7 protein-coding genes are annotated in these 21875 nt (G+C 61.4%); 6 read left to right on the top strand and 1 reads right to left on the bottom strand.

Going from position 1 to position 21875, the window contains the following annotated elements:
* Positions 1-166: 166 nt before the first annotated feature.
* Positions 167-1093 (bottom strand): 2-hydroxyacid dehydrogenase, encoded by a 927-nt coding sequence (locus EC919_RS19180; RefSeq protein ID WP_133775964.1) that lies wholly within the window; start codon positions 1091-1093, stop codon positions 167-169.
* 215 nt (positions 1094-1308) lie between these two features.
* Between EC919_RS19180 and gabT the strand changes: the two genes are divergently transcribed.
* The 6 genes from gabT (at position 1309) to EC919_RS19150 (ending at position 21866) form a co-directional block, all read left to right on the top strand.
* A complete protein-coding gene (gene gabT / locus EC919_RS19175; protein ID WP_133775963.1) occupies positions 1309-2613 on the top strand; it encodes a 4-aminobutyrate--2-oxoglutarate transaminase in 1305 nt (434 codons plus the stop codon).
* Positions 2614-2659: 46 nt separating this feature from the next.
* The gene (locus EC919_RS19170; protein ID WP_133775962.1) at positions 2660-3334 is read left to right on the top strand and encodes a 2-haloalkanoic acid dehalogenase; all 675 of its coding nucleotides are present in this window, start codon (positions 2660-2662) and stop codon (positions 3332-3334) included.
* A 44-nt stretch (positions 3335-3378) separates the two neighbouring features.
* Positions 3379-3867 (top strand): Lrp/AsnC family transcriptional regulator, encoded by a 489-nt coding sequence (locus EC919_RS19165; RefSeq protein WP_003174918.1) that lies wholly within the window; start codon positions 3379-3381, stop codon positions 3865-3867.
* A 298-nt stretch (positions 3868-4165) separates the two neighbouring features.
* A complete protein-coding gene (locus EC919_RS19160; RefSeq protein WP_133775991.1) occupies positions 4166-5809 on the top strand; it encodes a ShlB/FhaC/HecB family hemolysin secretion/activation protein in 1644 nt (547 codons plus the stop codon).
* A gap of 21 nt (positions 5810-5830) precedes the next feature.
* On the top strand, positions 5831-21625 hold the full coding sequence (locus tag EC919_RS19155; RefSeq protein WP_243842294.1) for a hemagglutinin repeat-containing protein: 15795 nt from the start codon (positions 5831-5833) through the stop codon (positions 21623-21625).
* On the top strand, positions 21606-21866 hold the full coding sequence (locus tag EC919_RS19150) for a hypothetical protein (RefSeq protein WP_078731018.1): 261 nt from the start codon (positions 21606-21608) through the stop codon (positions 21864-21866). Before EC919_RS19155 ends, EC919_RS19150 begins: the two co-directional genes overlap by 20 nt.
* The last annotated feature ends 9 nt before the right edge of the window (positions 21867-21875 follow it).

Below are 21875 nucleotides of genomic sequence, written 5' to 3'. Positions count from 1 at the left end.
TTTTCGGTAGCTCACGCAACGCAGGTTTCTTTTTGGTTGGCATACATGCACCTCCTACTCATGTTATGCCCAAACACAAAATTTCTGACACCCCCCCGAAGGCGAAACAGTCTGCCCCCAGGCAGACGCCCTTGATCTTGAACTGGCTTGTGATCTAAAAAAAAACTCAATAGCCCCGATTTCGATCAATCTGACCCACCATCCGCTCCCCCCGCTCAAACCGCCGAATATTCTCCAGCAACACCCCAAACGCACTCGCCGGCTGCGTCATCGCCGCCACATGCGGCGTCAACACCACCTGCGGATGCTCCCAAAACGGATGATCAGCCCCCGCCGGCTCCACCTGCACCACATCCAGCACAGCGCCCCCCAACTGCCCACTCTCCAGCGCCTCCAGCAAATCCCCCTCCACCAGATGACCACCGCGCCCCATATTGATCAGCCCCGCGCCACGCGGCAGCAACGCAAACAGATTCCGGTCCAGAATCCCCTCCGTCTGCTCCGTCAACGGCAACACACACAACACAATATCGCACTGCCCCAGAAACGCCGCCAACTGTGCCTCACCCGCAAAACAGTCCACCCCCTCAATCTCATGAACACTGCGGGCCCAGCCCGACAACGCAAACCCGAACGGCGCCAGCGTCGCCAGAATCTGCTGCGCCTGGGTGCCCAGCCCCATCAACCCCACGCGCCGATGCTCTGCCGGCTGCAACAGATGCGCCTGCCAGCAACGCGCCGCCTGCTGCTCGCGGTACCGCAGCATATCCCGATGCAGACTCAACACCGCCCACGTCGCGTACTCGCACATGCCCCGCGTAATGCCCGGATCCAGCAGCCGCACCACCGGCAGATCCGCTGGCAAACGCGACAGATCCAGCTGATCGACCCCGGCCGACAGCGCAAACAGCACTTTCAGATTGGGCAGCAACTGCGTCAGATCATCCGGCGCCTGCCACGCGGCCAGGTACTCGACCTCCTCGGGACTGCCGATGTCCGGCCAGGCGCGCCATTTGATGTCCGGGGCGTGTTCAGCGAACAGCGTCTGCCAGTGGTGCGCGCGCGCGGGGTCGGCTTTATAGAGCAAGGCCATGGGCGTTTCCTGATCAAGGGAGGCTGAAGGGAGGTTGAAAGGAGCTAGCCCACATCATCCCCCAAGCCCGGCGCAGGATCTGTTGAAAGGCGGGGCCAAAACAGTCGATCCGAATTTCTCACGGGCCAAGTTCGGCTAAGTGCGTTGCCCGCACGCCGTAACCTGAGCAGCATCGCAACCGCCTCCAGGTTGCCGGACTCACGATGGGAAATGCCATGAACAGCAAAGTCGACGAAACCCCTCATTTGCTCCGTCAGCGCGAGCAATTTGTGCCCCGTGGCCTGGTGACCGCGCACCCGCTGGTGATCGACCGCGCGCAGGGCACCGAATTGTGGGACGTGGATGGCAAGCGTTACCTGGATTTCGTCGGCGGCATCGGCGTGCTCAACGTCGGCCATAACCACCCGAAAGTGGTCGCTGCCGTGCAGGCGCAATTGCAAAAAGTCTCCCACGCCTGCTTTCAGGTGGCGGCCTATACGCCTTACCTCGATCTGGCTCAGCGCCTCTGCGAAATGATCGGCGGTCAGGAAGCCTACAAGGCCGCGTTCTTCACCTCTGGCGCCGAGGCCGTAGAAAACGCCGTGAAGATCGCCCGCGCCCACACCAACCGTTCGGCGGTCATCGCCTTTCGTGGCGGCTTCCATGGACGCACCTTGCTCGGCACCACGCTCACCGGCATGAGCCAACCCTACAAACAGAACTTCGGGCCTTTCGCGCCGGAGGTGTTCCACACGCCGTACCCGAATGCGTATCGCGGTGTCAGCAGCGAGGTCGCGCTCAAGGCGCTGGACGAATTGCTCGCCACCCAAGTCGCGCCGGACCGCGTCGCCGCAATCCTCATCGAACCCGTGCAGGGCGATGGCGGTTTCCTTACCGCGCCGCCGGAGTTTCTCCAGGCACTGCGCGCCTTGGCCGACAAGCACGGCATCGTCTTGATCCTCGACGAGATCCAGACCGGTTTCGGTCGCACCGGCACCTGGTTCGGTTATCAGCACGCTGGCATCCAGCCTGATCTGGTCACCGTCGCCAAGAGCCTCGCCGGTGGCTTGCCGTTGTCGGGTGTGGTCGGCAAGGCGCACATCATGGACGCGCCATTGCCCGGCGGCCTCGGCGGCACTTACGGCGGCAACGCTTTGGCGTGCGCGGCGGGTCTGGCGGTGATTGAGGCGTTTGAGGAAGAACAACTGCTCGCGCGCAGCCAGGCATTGGGCGAACGCCTGAGTCGGGGCCTGATCGGTTTGCAGGCGCGCTACCCGCGCATCGGCGACGTGCGCGGCACCGGTTTCATGCTGGCGATCGAGCTGATCAAGGATGACGCCGAGCGAACCCCCGACGCCGACCTCAATTCACGGGTGATCGACGAAGCCCGCGCCGGTGGTTTGCTGGTCATCAAGTGCGGCGTCTACCGCAACGTGCTGCGCTTCCTCGCGCCGCTGGTGACCACCGACGCCCAGGTCGACGAAGCCCTGCAGATCCTCGACGCCGCTTTGGCACGGGTCTTGAACTCGAATGTGAAGTGACGCGTTGCCCGCAACGGGCCAGATGCATCCAGGAGGTTTGATCCACATGGGGCTGACAGAATCAGAGCTGACAGAATCAGGGCTAACAGAATACCGAGCGTTGCTGATCGATTGCGATGAAGTGCTGGTGGACCGCGATTCGGGCGTCTGGGCCGCGCTGCAACCGCTGCTCGACAGCCGTGGCGGGCAGCCTGCCAGGGATGAAGTGCTGGCCGAATTCAGCGCGGTGGTTGCGAGCCTGTATCCGCGCTTTGCCGAGCTGGGCTTCAGTGGGCTGTTGTGCTTCGCTCATCGGCAACTGGCGGAAAAGTGGGGCCTGCACGCCAGTTGGGAGGAGGGCATGAGCTTCGCCCGTTCGGCGGGCAACTGGTCGTTGTTCGAAGACGCACCGGGGGCGATGCTCTACCTGCGCAAGTTTTATCGACTGCTGGTGCGCGGCGACCGCGATGCAGAGGATCGCGGCGTGCTGTGCGAGCGACTGGGCATTGCACCGGAAGATTTCATTTCCTTGGCCGAAGGGCCGCAATGGCTCACGGATCAGGGCGATCAGGTGCAACCCGTTCTGCACGTCACCCGTCCATCGGTCGACCGTTACGCCACGTTGGACCGCTGCCTGATCGGCCGCCACCGGGCGCGCCAGCCTTCGCCTTGCGCGGCGGAGTACTGCATTAACAGCATGGCCGACCTGGTGGCGCAGCATCAGCTGTCTTTACGGCGCTGATTTTGCTAGAAGATTGTCTTACAACGGCAGTCAAGAGGTACGTGATGGAAGGGCTCGTAAAACTGGATCGGATCGACATCAGTATCCTGGTCGAACTGCAAAAGGACGGCCGCATGACCAACGTCAGCCTCGCCGATGCCGTCGGCCTGTCCGCCAGCCCCTGCCTGCAGCGGGTCAAGCGGCTGGAATCGGCCGGTTATATCTCCAGCTACAAAGCGCATCTGAACCTGGCCAAGATCACCGACTCGGTCACCGTCTTCACCGAAATCACCCTCAGCGACCACAAGCGCGAAGACTTCGCCAAGTTCGAATCCAACATTCGCCTGGTTGACGAAGTCCTCGAATGCCATTTGATCAGTGGCGGTTACGACTATCTGGTGCGCTTCATGACTCGCAGTATTCAGCACTACCAGGAAGTGGTGGAAAGCCTGCTCGACAAGAACATCGGAATCTCCAAGTACTTCAGCTACATCGTCATCAAGTCGCCGGTGCTCAAGGATGGGGTGCCGTTGCGCAAGTTGCTGCGCCATTGAATTAAACGCGTTTTAAACCGCGACCCTCGTCCCTCAAGAGAAGAGAGGGCGGGACGATAACAAGGCTGTCCGATTGCGCGGACGGCCTTTTTTTTTGGGGCGCCTTTTAGCCAACGGGAGAGGTCGGCGACCACGGAGTCGGGCGAACATGAAACTTCAAGCCAGCTTATTGACGTCAGTCTAATGGCTCATTACCATCGCGCCGTTTATTGATATCACTGTGCTATTGCAAGGACGCTTCGTGGACCTCTCCGCCCCAAGAGTTGCGCTGCTCTGTCTGCTCGCCGCAACGCCTCTCATGACTCGCGCCGCGCCCACGCCGGGCGATCAGGATTTGCTGCGCGACCGCCAGGAGCAACTGCTCCAGGATCAGCAGCGCCGGCTCGAAGACCTCAAGAGCCTGCCCGGCAAGCAAGCCGCACCTGTCGCGCCCGCGGCCCCTGTCGATACCCGTTGCTTCACCATCACGGCGATCGAGCTTAAAGGTGCCGCGTCGTTGTCCGATGCTGAGCGTCAGCGCCTGACCCAGCCTTATCTGGGCACGTGCATGGGCGTGTCCCAGCTCAACGAATTGCTCAAGACCATCACCAACCTGTACATCGCGAAAGGGCTGGTGACCAGCCGCGCCTACCTGCCGCAGCAAGATCTGTCCAAGGGGCAGCTGCAGGTGCTGGTGGTCGAAGGCCAGCTGGAAAAACTGCGCAGCGCTGCCGACGGCGGCCTGAGCGAGCGTGAACTGGCGATGGCGTTTCCGGGGCGGGAAGGGCAGTTGGTCAACCTGCGCGAAATCGAGCAGATGGTCGATCAGCTCAATCGCCTGCCGTCCAATCAGGCGCAGATGGAGCTGATGCCGGGTCAGGAAGTCGGCGGCAGCGATGTGCTGGTCAAGAACACCCCGCAAAAGCCGTGGCGCGTGAGCCTGTCGCGCAATAACGACGGCCAGCGCAGCACCGGCGAGCAACAGTGGAACACCGGGCTTGAGTGGGACAGCCCGCTGGGTCTCGCGGATCAACTGAGCGTGCGCGGCGGTCACGACGCCATGACCGATCACCTGCACACCTCGCACAACACCGGACTGGCCTACAACCTGCCTTGGGGCTGGTGGAATTTCAGTTACAGCTACAGCGAAAGCGAATACCGCTCACAGGCCCAGGCCAACGGCTTCGATTTCAAGCAGAACGGCGACAGCCAGACCCATCAGTTGCGCGCCGAGCGGGTCATCTACCGCGACGCCCTGAGCAAGACCTCGCTGAACGTCGGCGTCTCCAACCTGCGCAGCAACAACTACATCGAAGGCAGCCGGCTGGCCGACAGCAGCAACCGCATCAGCGAAGTGCAGTACGGCATCAACCACGGTCGCCGCGTGGGCTCGGCGTTTCTCAACCTTGACCTCGGCATGCAGCAGGGCATCAGCGCGTTCGGCGCCCAGGACAACAACCACCCCGGGCCAGGCGAAGCCAATGCGCGCTATCGCAAATACACCGGCACCGTGAGCTACCTGCAGCCGTTCAAGCTGTGGGACGAGAGCTTCACCTTCACCAGCCTCGCCACCGGGCAGCGCAGCGAAGATGTGCTGTTCAGCCCTCAGCGGATGAGCCTTGGTGGCTCATCGTCGGTGCGCGGTTACAAGGACCAACTGCTGTCCGGCGACAGCGGCGGCTACTGGCGCAACGAGCTGCGCCTGACCCGCCCCGTCACCCTCGACTGGCTGCGCCCGGCCTTCAGCGAATACGGCATCGCAGCGTCATACGACCAGGGCGTGATCGCCAACGATCGCTACAACGGCGAAGAACACGGGCGCCTGTCCAGCAACGCGTTCGAATGCTTCGCCCGCGGTCAGCACGTCGCCGCGACGGTCACCTTTGCCCACTCTCTGGAGCGCCCAGGCGGCCTGATCGAGCGCGAGTCGCCGATCTATTTCCGCATGGACTTTTTTCTCTAACGTTTGACCGAGATACCTGACATGGACGTTCGCCACTTCGATTTCCTCGTGCGCCAGCCTTCTGCTGCGCTGACTGAGCGCCCGCGTTTCTGGGGCATGCCCAAGCGCGGGATCGCCTTGATTCTGGCCAACGCCATGTTCTGGCAACCGCTGTTGGCCCAGGCCGACGGCATCGCGGTGAGCGGCACCACCAACACCACCCTGGGTCAGGCAGGGAACGGCGTGCCCATCGTCAACATCGCGGCGCCCAATGCCAGCGGTCTCTCCCACAACCAGTACCAGCAGTACAACGTCGGCACCCAGGGCGTGATCCTCAACAACGCCACCGCCCGTACCCAGAGCACGCAACTGGGCGGCATCGTGGTCGGCAACCCGAACCTCAACGGTCGGGCTGCGTCGATCATTCTCAACGAAGTCACCGGGGCCAACGCCAGCCAGCTCAACGGCTACACCGAAGTGGCCGGGCAGGCTGCGCACGTTATCGTCGCCAACCCCTATGGCATCAGTTGCAACGGCTGCGGCTTCATCAACACACCGCGGGCGACCCTCACCACCGGCACTCCGGTGCTGGACAACGGCCGTCTCGACCATTTCCGCGTCGAAGGCGGCAGCGTGTCCCTCGAAGGGGGAGGGCTGGACGCCAGCAACCTCGACCAGTTCGACATCATCACCCGCAGCGCGAAGATCAACGCCGAGCTGCATGCCAACACACTCAACATCATCGCCGGTCGCAACAACGTCGACGCGCAGACCCTGAATGCCACGGCACTGGCTGACGACGGCAGTGCCAAACCGCAACTGGCCATCGACAGTTCTGCGCTGGGCGGCATGTATGCCGGCGCCATTCGTCTGGTGGGCACCGAAGCCGGAGTCGGCGTGAAAGTGGCCGGCAATCTGGCCGCCAGCGCCGGCGACATCCAGATCGACGCCAATGGTCAGCTGAACATGGCCCAGGCCGCCGCGACCGGCGCCGTCAACGTCAAGGCCCTTAACGCCCAGGTTCAGGGCCCGGTGTACGGCAGCAGCGTCGACCTGCAGGGCCGCGATGGAATAAGCATCCAGCAGAATGTGGCCGCCCGCGATCAGATCAGGCTGTCTACCAGTGGGCAGTTGACCAACACCGCCATCGTCGAAGCTGGCGTAAATGCCGACAACAGCCGCAACGGTTCCGGCGATGTGACGATCAACGCCCAAGACCTGCGCAACGCCGGCAATGTGGTCGCCAGCCGAACGCTGCAGGTCAGCGCTGGGCAGTCCATCAATAACCAGGGCGGTACGCTGAGCGGCCAGACCGGTACGCAACTGACCGCCGCCAGCCTGGATAACCGTCAGGCCGGTCGAGTGCTGAGTCAGGGCGGCCTGACCCTTGTCGCCACTCAGGTATGGAACGCCAGCGGCGGGCTTATCGCGAGCAATGGCAACCTGTCGATCACCGCGCAAAACCTCGACAACAGCCAGCAGGGCAAAATATCGAGTGTGGCGGCGTTGTCAGCGGACATTTCCGGACAACTGCTTAACAGCGCCGGGGTGATCACCGCCAACGGCGCGCGGATCAACGCGGCGACCCTGGACAACCGCCAGGCTGGTCAGGTGCTGAGTCAGGTCAATCTGACTGTCACCGCTGACCAACTCCTGAACGCCAACGGCGGTCAGATTGCCAGCGACGGCAGCCTGTCCATCACCGCGCAAAACCTCGACAACAGCCAGCAGGGCAAGGTCTCAAGTGCGACGGCGTTGACCGCGGACATTTCCGGACAACTGCTCAACAGCGCCGGCGTGATCACCGCTAACGGCGCGCAGATCAAAGCGTCGACACTGGACAACCGCCAGGCCGGTCAGGTGGTGAGTCTGGGCGGTCTGACCCTCAACGCTGGCCAACTGTGGAACGCCAGCGGCGGCCTGATCACCAGTAACGCTAATCTGGCGATCACTGCGCAAAACCTCGATAACAGCACACAGGGCAAGATCTCGAGTGTGGGCGCCCTGTCGGCGGACATTGCCGGACAGCTGCTCAACGGCGCTGGTGTGATCACGGCCAACGGCGCGCAGATCACGGCGTCAACACTGGACAACCGCCAAGGCGGTCAGGTGTTGAGTCAGGGCGGTCTGACCATCGCCTCAGGTCAGCTTTTGAACGCCAACAGTGGCGTGATCGCCAGCAACGGCACTCTGGCGATTACTGCGCAGGATCTCGACAACAGCACGCAGGGCAAGATCTCGAGTGTGGCGGCATTGTCTGCGGATATCTCCGGACAGCTGCTCAATAGCGGCGGCGGGTTGATCACCGCCAACGGTGACGTGCAGCTCAAGGCAGCCAGCCTGGACAACCGCAAGGCGGGTCAGGTGTTGAGTCAAGGCGGTATGACCCTTGCGGCCACTCAAGTGTGGAACGCCAGCGGTGGGATCATCACCAGCAACGGCCACCTCTCGATCACTGCCAAGAATCTCGACAACAGTGAGCAGGGCAAGGTGTCGAGTGCGGCGGCGTTGACGGCGGACATTTCCGAAGCATTGCTCAACAGCGCAGGGTCGATCACCGGCAAAGACAATGTGCAGGTCAAAACAGCCAGCCTGGACAACCGCCAGGGCGGTCAGGTGTCGAGTCAGGGCGCACTGACCCTCGCGGCCACCCAGGTATGGAACGCCAGTGGTGGTCTCATTGCGAGCAACGGCAATCTGTCGATCACCGCGCAAGAGCTCGACAACAGCACTAAGGGCAAGATCTCAAGCGTGGCGGCGATGTCAGCCGATATTTCAGGAAAGCTGCTCAATAGCGGCGGCGGGTCGATCACCGCCAACGGTGTGCGGATCAACACGACGACCCTGGATAACCACGAGGGGGGGCAGGTGTTGAGCCAGGGCATCCTCTCGATAGTCGCCAGTCAGTTGAAGAACGCCAGCAGCGGTGTGATCACCAGCAACGGCAATCTGTTGATCACCGCACAAAACCTCGACAACAGCCAGCAGGGCAAGGTGTCGAGTCTTGCTGCCCTGACCGCCAACATTTTCGGTCCACTGCTCAATAACGGTGGCGGGTTAATCACCGGCAGCGGTGTGCAGATCAACACCACCAGCCTGGATAACCGTCAGGCGGGTCAGGTGTTGAGTCTGGGCGGTCTGACCATTACATCGCCTCAGGTATGGAACGCCAGCGGCGGTCTCATTTCGAGCAACGGCAATCTCTCGATCACCACCCAAGACCTCGACAACAGCCAGCAGGGCAAGGTATCGAGCGTTGCCGCCTTGTCCGCGGACATTTCCGGACAACTGCTCAATAACGACGGGTTGATCACCGCCAACGGTGTGCAGCTCAAAGCAGACAGTCTGGATAACCGCCAGGCCGGTCAGGTATTGAGCCAGGGCGATCTGTCCATCGCCACCCATCAACTGTGGAACGCCAGCGGTGGCCTGATCACCAGCAACGGCAATCTGGCGATCACGGCGCAAACCTTCGACAACAGCCAGAAGGGCAAGGTAACCAGTGTTGGCGCCCTGTCGGCGGACATTGCCGGGCAACTGCTCAACGGATCGGGAACGGTCAGCGCCAACGGCAGCACCCGCATCAACGCCGCCAGCCTGGATAATCGCGGGGGCGAGCTGACCAGCGTCAGTGACCTGAACCTGCAAACCGGCGAGGCGGACAACAGCAACGGCGGTCGTATCGCAGGGGCAGGTGTCTCCGTCAACACCGCCGCGTTCAACAACCGCAACGGAACACTCACCAGCACCGGCGCACTGCTGCTCACAGCAGAGCAGGTCGATAACAGCGACGCAGGGCGCATTGCCAGTGCGAACGCGTTGACGGCGTCTGTCACCGGGCTGGACCAGCACAATGGCGGTCATCTTTACAGCAACGGCGATGTCAGCCTGGACCTCCACGGCGGGCTGCTCAACAACCGGGGCGGCCTGATCACGGCGCCGGGGCAGTTGCTGTTGAAAAACCTCACCCGCGTCGACAACCGCTCGGGCGAAATTTCCAGCCTCAACGCGTTCGCCCTCGCAGCTGACGACCTGCAAAACGACGACGGCTCGCTGATCAGCAAACAGGCCTTAAGCGTTCGGGTCAATGAGCAGCTGAGCAACGTCCGCGGGCTGATCTCCGGCAAGGGCATCGACCTGCACGCCGGCACGCTGCTCAATGACGACGGTAGCGTCAGCAGTGATGCGGCGTTGAATGTCGTGGTCGGTGCTGTGCTGTCGAACCAGAACGGCGAGCTGTCGGCGGCGCAGATCGGCACCGTCACGGCGGCCAGTCTGAACAACGCGGGCGGGCAGATCACCGCCGATAAACGCCTGACCCTGGGCGTTAGCGGCGCGATCAATAGCCAGCGCGGCACACTGGGTGCCGCCGATGGCGTGACCGTCATCGCGACCAGTCTGGACAACAGCCAGTCGGGCACAGTGGTGTCCGATGGCGATGTCACCCTCACCCTGACCGGCGCGCTGAACAATCAGGCGGGCGGCAGCATTCAGTCCAAAGGTGCGCTGGCGCTGCAAAGCCTTTCGCTGGACAACCGCGGCGGCGTTGTGTCGACGCAGAGCGCGTTGACCCTGCGCAGCGCCACGGTCGATAACCGCGGCGGCTCGGTGCGTGCCACCCAGGACATGCAGCTGTTTGTCGATGCGCTGGATAACAGTCAAAAGGGTTTGATCAGCGGCAAGGGCGGGATCGCGTTCCTCGGCCAGCAATTGAATAACCAGAGCGGCCTGCTCAGTGCAGCCGGTTTGCTGCAGATCCAGGCCGATAGCGTGCGTAACGCCGCTGGCCGCATCGCCAGCCAGGCCGATCTGGTCGCCAACGTTGGCGACCTCGCTCAGCAGGGCGGTGAGTTTGTTGCTCAGGGCAATCTGACGCTGACCGGCAACACCCTTGATAATAGCGGCGCAGGTTTGGTCGGCGCGACAAAAGCGCTGAAACTCACCGTCGGCAACGTGAATAACCGTGGCGGCGAGCTGTCCAGCCAGCAGGACGTGACGATCACCGCGCAGCAGCTGGACAACAGCGATGCCGGCAAAGTCATCGCTGGCACGGCGTTGCAGCTCAACGTTGATCGCCTGATCAACCGCGCCAAAGGGATGCTGTTTGGCGATACGTTGCAACTGACCGGTTCCACGCTGGACAACAGCGCCGGCACCCTGGCGAGCCAGAACGGTCTGGCCGTCGACCTTGGCGGCGCGTTGCTCAACGACGCCGGTTTGCTCAGCAGCGAAGCGGCGCTGAGCCTCAAGGCAGCATCGCTGTCGAACGCCGCAGGCAGTGTGTCCAGCGCGGGCGCGCTGACGATCGCCACCCCCGGCGCGGTCAATAACCAGCACGGCTCGATCACCACCGATGGCGGCCTGACCCTCGCCAGTGCCAGCCTCGACAACCGTAATCAGGGCGTGATCTCCGGCAAAACCAGCGCGGCAATCAACACGGGTGCCTTTGATAACAGCCACGGCGGCCAACTCACCAGCGCCGACACCTTGACCCTCACCGCAGGCCAGGTCACCAATCAGGACGGCGCGCGCATCGCCGCGACCAAAACCGTCAGCGCGAGCGTGACCGGCCTCGATCAACAGGGCGGTGAACTGTTCAGCAACGGCGCCTTGACCCTCGATCTCAACCACGGCCAGCTCAACAACCAGAATGGCCTGATCAACTCCCCCGGCGCCTTGCTGTTGAAAAATCTGGTCGGCGTGAACAACCAGAAAGGCGAAATCTCCAGCGCCCAGGGCTTCACCTTCGGCGCGGACAGCCTCGATAACGGCAGCGGCAAGCTGCTCAGCGATCAAGCCCTGATCGTGCGGGTTGCCCAGGCCCTCAACAACGTCAAAGGCGTGATTTCCGCCGCGTCCCTCGACGCCCGCAGCGAAAGCCTCGACAACACCGAAGGCCTGCTCAGCAGCCGCGGCGCGTTTGACCTCACCGTCAGCAACGCCCTGAACAACCATAACGCCACGTTGGTGGCCGACGGCAAGCTGACCCTCAATGCCGCCAGCGTCGACAACGGCCTGGGCCAGATCGCCAGCAAACAGGACCTGATCGCCAACATCGGCGGGCTGCAACAGCAGGGCGGCCAGTTGATCGCCCTGGGCGCGCTGAACCTCACCGGCGCAAGCCTCGACAACCGCGAAGACGGCCTGGTCAGCGCCAACGGCGTCATGACCTTGAACGTCGGCAGCATCGACAACCGCGGCGGCGAGCTGTCCAGCCAGGACGACATCAGCGTCACCGGCCAGCGTCTGGACAACAGCGACGCAGGACGCGTCATCGGCCAGAAGTCCATAACCCTGACTGTCGACCAACTGCTCAACCGCACCAACGGCGTGTTGTCGGGCAAATCATTGCTGACGGTCACGGGCACGCAACTGGACAACAGCGGCGGCAATCTGGTCAGTCAGCAGAAAATCGACCTGGGCCTCAGCGGCGCGTTGCTCAACAGCCAGGGCCTGATCGACAGCGAAGGCACCCTGAACGTGCGCAGCGCTTCGTTGGCCAACAACGGCGGAAGTCTGTCCAGTGCCGGTGCGTTGGCCGTCAACACCCTCGGCGCGATCAGCAATCAGGGCGGCAAGCTGGTCACCGACGGCGGGTTGACCCTCAACAGCAGCACCCTCGACAACAGCCAGAGCGGCAGCATCAGCGGCAAAGGCGCGCTGTCGTTGCACACCGGCGACTTCAACAACAGCCAGAACGGCCGCGTCAGCAGCGCCTCGACCCTGGAGATGGTGGCAGCTCAGGTCAGCAACCTCGGCGGCGGCAGCATCGGCAGTAACGGCGCACTCTCGGCCAGCGTCACCGGGCTGGATCAACAAGGCGGCATGCTCTTCAGCAGCACCGACCTGACCCTCGATGTGAATCACGGCCAACTGAATAACCAGAACGGCCTGATCAACGCCCCGGGTATTCTGCTGCTGAAAAACCTGGCCAGCGTGAACAACCAGAGCGGTGAAATTTCCAGCGCTCAGGGCTTCACCTTCAGCGCCGACAGCCTCGACAACAGCAACGGCAAACTGCTCAGCAACCAGCCGCTGATCGTCCGCGTCGCCCAGGCGCTGACCAACGTCAAGGGCATGATCGCCGCCGCCAGCCTGAACATTGATGCGGGCTCGCTGAACAACAGCGCCGGCACCCTGACCAGCCGCGGCGACTTCGGCCTGAATGTTCACGGCCTGCTGACCAATCAGAGCAACGGCCTCGTCAACGCGACCGGTGCGCTCGACGCCACCGCCGTCAATCTCGATAACCGTGGCGGCCTTGTGCTGGCCGGCACCGACCTGACCCTGCACACAGGTTCGCTGGACAACCGCACCACCGGGCTGATCAACAGCAAGGGCACGTTGCACCTGAACGCTCAGTCGCTGGATTCCAGCGACGGCGGTGAAGTCTCGGCCAAGGGCGACATGACCCTAACGCTCAACAGCCTGACCCAGAACGGCGGACGGCTGCTGGGTGACGGCGCCGTGACGCTGGACCTCAACGGCGCCGACCTGAACAACCAGCGCGGGCTTATCACCGCCAAAGGCGCCTTGACCGTTAACCGGATGCGCGACTTCAACAACCAGGCTGGCGAGATGTCCAGCGCCCAGAGTTTTACCTTGACCGGCCGCACGCTGGACAACAGCAACGGCCGACTGATCAGCAACCAGAACCTGGTGCTCAACGTTACTACGCTGGTCAACCAGGCCGGCCTCATCTCCGGTTGGGCAGGGCTGAACGTCAGTGGCGCAACCCTGGACAACCGCAACAGCGGCACACTCTCCAGCCGTAGCGGCGATGTCGGCGTCAACCTGACGGGCGCGCTGCTCAATGGGGGCGCCGGGGCGCTGGTCAGCCAGAAAGCCCTAAGCGTTCGTGCCGCCAGCGTCGATAACCGTGGCGGGATTCTGTCCAGCGGCGGCGGCCAGACCTTCAATGTCGGCGGCTTGCTGGACAACAGCCAGAACGGCCTGATCGACAGCGGCGCCGCCCTGACCATCAATGCCGCCGGCCTCGGCAACGCGGCAGGCACGGTCAACGCGCAACAGAACATCAGCTTCACCGGCACCGACCTGGACAACAGCGCAGGCACCGTCGCGGGCAACGCCGCCGTCACCCTTGATCTGCTCGGCACCCTGACCAACACCCATGGCAAGCTCGCCAGCGCGGGGGATCTGCTGATTCAGCGCGCCGCCCAGATCAACAACCAGGGCGGTCAACTGGCCAGCCAGCGGGCGCTGACCCTCAGCACTGGCGGCCTGGACAACAGCAATCGCGGCACCGTGGCCGCCAACGATCAGCTTCAGGTCAACGCCGGCGGCGCCGTGCAGAACGCCAACGACGGCCTGATCTACAGCAAAAACGCCAACCTCAGACTGCAAGCCGCGAGCCTTGCCAACGGTAGCGGCACCCTGCAAAGCCAGGGCGCGCTGGACCTGACCGTCAACGGCGACATCGACGGCCCGAACGGCCGGATCATCGCCCAGGCCGGCAACCTCAACCTGACCGCCAACAATGTCGACAACCGTGGCGGCGTGCTGTCGAGCCTGCAGAGTGCCTTCGTCGCGCGCATCACCGGCGTGCTGAAAAACGGCTACGACGTCAATCGTCAGGGCGGCATCACCCAGGCACAAAGCCTCGACATTCGCGCACTGGCCGGCATCGACAACTACGGCGGCCGGGTGTCGGCTCAGGGCGGCGATGCGCTGATCAACACCGGCAGCGGCAACTTCGACAACCGCAACGGCGGCCTGTACGCCAGACAGCGGATCAACGTCACCGGCAACAATTTCGACAACAGCGGCGACAATGACGGCCAGATCGCCGGTCAGCAAATCGACCTCAGCCTCGCCGGCGCGCTGAACAACCGACTGGGCATCATCGAGAGCGACAGCACCCTCAGCATCAGCGCCGCCAGCCTCGACAACCAGACCGGCAAACTGCGTGCGCTCGGCACCAGCGGCCTGACCAACCTGCACATCAGCGGCCTGTTCGACAACCGCAACGGCGCTTTGGAAACCGCCAACACCGACCTCGCTGTGGGCGTCGGCAGCCTGCTCAACGGTGGCGGCAGCATTCTGCACGTCGGCAGCGGCAACTTCGGCGTGTCCACCGACAACGTCATGAACGCCGGCGGCAGCCTGGTCACCCGCGGCGTGCTGACCCTTAACGCCGACACCTGGACCAACAGCAGCGTCCTTCAGGCCGGCACGTTGAACGTCAACGTCAACAATTTCACCCAGACCGCGGCGGGGCAGTTGCTGGCGTCGACGGCGTTTGTCGGGACCGGCGGGAACTGGATCAACGATGGGTTGATTGCCAGTGACGGCGCGATGAATGTCTCGCTGTCGGGCAGCTATTCGGGCAACGGCCGACTGACCAGCCTGGGGACGCTGGGGCTGAGCGCGAATCGACTGGATCTGAATGCGCCGACCTCCATTGCAGGGGGTGGGCGGACGGATATCAATGTGGCGGGGGCTGTGACCAACTCCGGTCGCCTGACTTCAAGTGCGGACCTGTTCGTCAACGCGGGCAGCGTCACCAACTACGGCTCGTTGGGCGCGGGCCAATCCCTCACCATCACGACGCCTACGCTCAACAACAATCAGGGCCTGATCTTCAGCGGCGCCAACATGCAGTTGAACACCGGGACCCTCACCAACACGAAAGGCGATTTCTACAGCCTGCGTGATCTGACCATTGGTGGTTACGGGGCTGCACGTGCCGATCAAGTCTCCAACGTCTCCGGCTCGATGGAGAGCGGTGGCACCTTCACCATCGGTGCCACTGCGTTCGAGAACCGCACCGAGGGTTCCGGCGGCGCGCAGGATTTTGCGGTCGGCCGCACCTTAGTGAGCGGGTTCATTGCGGTGCAGTGCGTTGACTGCAGCGGTGACCATTACTCGGTTAACTACATCGCCCGCGAAACCTTCGACGCAGGCCAGGACAACGACACCAGCGCTTCGGCTTTGATGACTTCCGGTGGTAATTTCAACTTCACCGGCGGCAGCTTTATCAACAGCAAGAGCACGATCAGTGCGGTCGGCAATATTTCGATCCAAGCGGATAACGTCAAGAACATCGGTGCGGTGAGCGGGACGGTTGAGCGCACGCGGACGTTCTTCCATGGTGGTTCCACGGATGGGACGGTCAGACGCTTCCTGCCTACGGTTGATGCCTATAACCAGCGCGACAATCCCGATTTTCCAAAGATTTACTACGTGGCCCCGTCGGGGGAGCTGCGCCTTGCGGTTGTCACCTATAAAACCGGCCGGGAGCCGGGGCATGACGGCGGCACCGTAAAAGTGACTTCAATCACGGATGCGATAACCGGCGCTGCGGTTACCAATACGCTGACCGGTTACGGATTCGGCTCCAAGCCGGTCTCCCAATACGACCCCGCAAACCTTCTGCAACTGCCTACTCAGATCACCGCCATGACGCTGGTCAGCGACGTCGAAGTCGCCAAAGACGGCACCGGTAATGCCGGTCGCAGCGCCGTCATCCAGGCGGGCGGAAACGTGGCGATCACCGCCACCAAAGACTTGCAAAACAGCGTCATTCACGAAGACTACGCCTCAGCCGGCGGCACCAACAAAGTCGCCGACACCCATGCCAACGGCACCGGTCAGACCGTCGTTGTTCGCTTGAACGCACAACTGCCGCCCGACCTTGCGCAAAAGCAAGTCGACCCCACCGCGCTCCCCGGATTCAGCCTCCCTACAGGGCAGAACGGCCTGTTCCGCCTGAGCGGGCAGGGCGGCAGTAACGCCGCTATCGCTGCACCCACCACCGCACCACAAAGTTGGACCATGACAGGTGCCAGTGTTTCTAGCGCCCAGCGCGACCAGGCCCTTCCCGTTGGGCAGGGCAGCAACCTGCAAATCGCCTCCGCGAATCAGGCACTCAGCACCGGTCGGCAGCTCGGCGATTCCACCAGAAATCCGTCAGGCATCAACGCCGATGCATCGGCTTTCAACTTTTCCACACCGGGCGATTCCGGCAGCGGCGGGTTCTCGGTCCCGAGCCACCAGGCCGGCGCTGGCGGCATTGCAGCCGTCGACCAGGTCGCAGGTGTCGAAAGTGTCACAGGCGTCAGAGGCGTATCAGGTGTCCGCGGCATTACCGGTGTCACGGGCGCAGCAGGCGTTACCGGCGTCTCGGGAATTCCGGGCTCGACAGGCGTTACCCCCATTCCCGGGATCAGCGTCATCGGTGGCGCCAACCCCACCGGGACGAGCCCGGGCCAGCCAGCGAGCGCGCAGACCGTCGCCCGGGTTCAGGGCCTGCCCTCCACCGCAGCCACGGCCCGCACCGGCAAGTACCTGATCGAAACCAACCCGGTGCTCACCGACCTAAAGCAATTCATGAGCTCGGACTACCTGCTCGCGGGCCTCGGCTACAACCCCGACGAAAGCGCCAAGCGCCTGGGCGACGGCCTTTACGAACAGCGCCTGGTGCAACAGGCCGTTACCTCGCGCACCGGCCAGGCATTCATCGACGGACAGACCTCCAACGAGGATCAGTTCAAGTACCTGATGAACAACGCCATCGCCAGCAAAACCCAGCTCAACCTGACCGTCGGCGTCTCGCTGACCTCCGAGCAAGTGGCGGCACTGACCCACGACATCGTCTGGCTCGAAGAGCGCGAAGTGAATGGCGAAAACGTGCTGGTGCCGGTGCTGTATCTGGCCCAGGCCGACGGTCGTCTCGCCCCGAACGGCGCGCTGATCGCCGGCAAGGACGTAACCCTCATCGCCGGCCAGAACCTCGACAACGTCGGCACCCTCAAGGCCACCAACAAGCTGTCCGCCACCGCCGGCAATGACCTCGTAAACAGCGGCCTGATCTCAGCCGGCAACCGTCTGGACCTGCTCGCGGGCAACGACGTCACCAACAAGGCGGGCGGCATCATCGCCGGTCGCGACGTCACCGTGACCGCCATCGGCGGCGATGTCACCAACGAGCGAACGGTCACTTCGCTGGACAGCGACGTGCGGGGCCAACTGCATAAGGAGTACGCCGACAACGCAGCGCGCATCGAAGCCGCCAACGACCTGAGCGTCTCCGCCGGACGTGATATCAACAACATCGGCAGCACCTTGCAAGCCGGTCGCGACATGACGCTGAACGCTGGCCGAGACGTCAACACCGCCTCAACTCAATTGACTGACAGCCTCGTGCTGAACAGCAAACACACCAGCAGCGACATCACCCAGATCGGCTCGACCGTCAGCGCAGGTCGCGACCTCTCGGTCCAGGCCGGTCGAGACATCAACGCCATCGCCAGCCAGATCGACGCCAAACGCGACATCGCCATGGCCGCGACCGAAGACGTCACCATCAGCTCGGCGGCGGATGAAGAGCATTCGTACAGCAAGAGCAAGAAGGTGACGAGTCAGCAGGATCATGTAAGTCAGGTTTCTACGACTGTTACTGCCGGGAGCAATATCGCCCTGAGTTCGGGTCAGGATCTGTTGCTGAGTGCCAGTCGCGTCAGCGCCGGGAAGGAAGCTTATCTGTACGCGGGCGGTGATCTTGATCTCAGCGCAGCACAGGACAGCGATTACAGCTACTACCAGAAAACAAAAACCAGCAGATCTGGGCTATCTAAAACCCAGAAAACGCGCATTGATAGCAGCAGTTCCACGACCCAGCAGGGTGCTTCTGTCAGCGCTGACACATTGCTGATGGGGGCTAAGCAAGATATCAACGTCACTGCTAGCGATGTGGTTTCTACTCAATCCACCAGCCTGATCGCCGGTCGCAATATCCAGATCGATAATGCGACCGAGACCAGTGAAGAGAGTCATTTAAAGTCGAGCAAAAAATCCGGCTTGTTCGGCACTGGCGGTATAGGTTTCACCATCGGCTCGACCAGTGCCCAAAACACTTCGGCGAATACAATTGAAACCAGCAAGGCCAGTACCGTCGGCAGTGTGCTCGGCAGCATTGATATTCAGGCGGGTAAAGACCTGACTGTTAGAGGCTCTGATGTCATTGCCGGCAAGGACATCAACCTTATCGGGCAAAACGTCAACATTGTCGCCGCCGATAACAACAACAAAAGCGAGCAGACCTCCAAAAGCAAAAGTGGCGGGTTGACGCTGGCCCTTTCTGGAACAGTCGGTAGCGCCGTCGACGCTGCGTATCAAACGGCCAAGGCAGCGAAGCAGGAAGACGACAGTCGTGTTTCTGCCCTGCAAGGTGTCAAAGCGGGGTTAACCGGCGTTCAGGCCTGGCAGGCTGCTCAGCAGAATGGCGGTATGACGGCTGATAACGCCGGCCAATTCGTGGGTATAAGCGTCTCCCTGGGTTCGCAGAAGTCCAACTCAAAACAGACTCAAGAGCAGACGATCAGCCAAGGTAGCAGCCTGACCAGCGGCAGTAATCTGAGCATTGTCGCAGTCGGCAATGGTATTCCCGGACAAGAAGGCGACATCCGTGTTCAAGGCAGCAGCCTCAAAGCAGCCAACGATATTTCTCTAAACGCTGAACGAGATATAAACCTTGAAGCAGCGGCCAACAGTCAAAGATTGGATGGAAAAAACAAGAGTGCCGGTGGTGCGATAGGGGTTAGTTTGGGGGGCGGTCCTGATGGGGGCGGCCTGAGTATTTTTGCCAACGCGAATAAAGGTACGGGCAATGCAAAAGGTACCGGCACTACGTGGACTGAGACCACGCTGGACGCAGGTAATCAGGCGAGTCTGGTCAGTGGCCGAGACACGACGCTCAAGGGGGCGCAGGTCAGTGCTGACAGGGTTGCCGCTAATGTGGGTCATGACTTAACGCTGCAGAGCCTTCAAGACACCGACAATTACAAGTCCAAGCAGGCCGAGGTGAGTGGGGGGGTAAGCGTCGCGCTCATTGGCGCAGGCGGTTCAGCCAGCCTCAGCGTCAGCCAGACCAAGATTGACTCCAAGTACCAAAGCGTGCAGGAGCAGACCGGCTTATACGCTGGCAAAGGTGGCTATCAGATTGATGTGGGTAATCACACACAACTGGACGGTAGCGTCATCGCCAGTACCGCAGAGGCCGATAAGAATCGGCTAAGCACTGGCACCCTTGGATGGAGCGATATCAAAAACGAGGCCCAATACAAAAGCCAGATGCAGAGCGTTAGCGCCAGCAGTTCCAGTAACGGCGCTGGCGGCTTTACCAGCAACATGCCTAGCGGCACTTTGATCGCTTACAACCATGCTGGTAGCGCCAGTGGCACAACATCGTCTGCTATTTCCGAAGGTGAATTACAGGTCCGTGATCCCGGCCAGCAGAAACAAGATGTCTCCACACTCAGTCATGATGTCGAACGTGCCAACGACAGCATCAGCCCAATCTTCGATAAAGAGAAAGAACAGAAGCGCCTGCAACAAGTAAAGCTGATCAGTGAGATCGGCACACAGTCGATGGATATCGTTCGCACGCAAGGTGCCATCAACGCCGCCAACGCTCAGAAAGACCCCGCAGCAATCGCGGCTGCACGTGACAAGTTGATCGCCGGTGGCAACGCGGATCCAACGCCCGAGCAAATCGCGACCCAGATCACCAATACAGTCATGAAGCAATATGGGACGGGCAGCGACTATCAACGTGCGGCGCAAGCCGTCACCGCCGCTTTGCAGGGGCTTGCGGGTGGGAATATTGCGCAAGCGCTCACCGGGGCAGCTGCACCCTATCTGGCGGAGCAAATCCACCGCCTGACGGCCGACAGTCCAGAAGCCAACTTGATGGCGCATGCAGTGCTGGGAGCACTGGTGGCTAAGGCCCAGGGTAATTCAGCTTTGGCCGGCGCAGCAGGCGCGAGTATTGGAGAGTTGGTGGCCCGCCAGCTTTATCCAGACAAGAAGACCGAAGACCTGACAGAGGAGGAGCGTCAAACAGTCTCGGCGTTGTCCACAGTGGCAGGGGGATTGGCGGGAGCGATTACCGGTGGCGGAGCGGCGGCTGCAGTAACCGGCGCCGGAACAGCTCAGAACGCCGTAGATAACAACTTTCTCAATCAAGGACGGCCTGATGCCTACGCTGCTCGATATGCGAGTTGCAAAGGGGTGCAAGGCTGCGAGCTCAATGTCATCAAGGACATTGCCAAAGAGTCAGCGGCCAATGTTGACAAGCTCAAGGGCTGCTGGGACGCGGGTGATTTGGCGTGTGTAGGCGAGATGCGTGAGCAGATCGAAACTGACAGGAATGCCTACACGAAACTCAAGGCCCAGGATGTTATGCTCGGCGACACTTACCAGCAGTCTGCTGAGTATTATGCGGACATTGTGGCAAATTGCGCTGGCAAGTGCGGTTGGCTACAGGCGGCACTGGAAAAAACCGCAGCGGATACTGTCAACTTCGTCGTGTACGCTTTGCTGGGCGGTGGGGCTGGTCCGACGCAGACGGCGGGAGTAAGATCAACTGCCGAAAGCGGTACAAAAGCAACTGGTGACGCTGCCGGTAAGGTAGATGATCTTGCGTCAACTAAGGTCAAGTGGGTTGATGAGAATGCAGGTATGAGTTCGCGTGCCCGGGATTACAATGACTCAGCAACCGGTGCTCGCTCCAATCCTGCAACCCAATCTGGCCAAGCTCCTGCGCTAGAAAGAACAATGCCGGATGGATCAACAAGGTTGGTTAAATTCGATGGTGTGGATGGTGAAGTTTTAGTTGATCGCAAGATTTCGGTTGTAACGACAAGCAAATCGAAGGACCAGGCGCTTAGGCAGTCTGACGTGTTAAGTCAGAATGGTTTAACTGCGCGCTGGGAAGTACCTACACAGGCTCAAGCAAATAGAGCTCAGAAAATGTTTGATGAGCTGGGCATTAAAAATATTTCAGTGAAGGTGATTCGTGAGCCAGGAAATCAATAAGCACGTTGCGCGAGCCATTGTTGAGCTTGCTATATTTCTTGAGTTTTCGGGGGATGATGCATTAAATCCAGATGCTGCAATGCAGGGGCTTGAACAATTAGCTTCGACATTGCAAATGATGGACTTGGAATCTAAATCATCTTTGTGCTCACAGTTTAAAAGCATCGCAATAGAGTATTCAGATGAGCAGGCAGAGTTTGTGGAAAGCTTGGGCGAAGCGCTGGGGTTGATCGAGGAGTAGTTTGCTCAT

The organism is Pseudomonas graminis (assembly GCF_004364335.1).
GTDB classification, from domain to species: Bacteria; Pseudomonadota; Gammaproteobacteria; order Pseudomonadales; family Pseudomonadaceae; genus Aquipseudomonas; species Aquipseudomonas graminis_D.
This window is presented reverse-complemented; position numbering and strand designations above follow the sequence as displayed.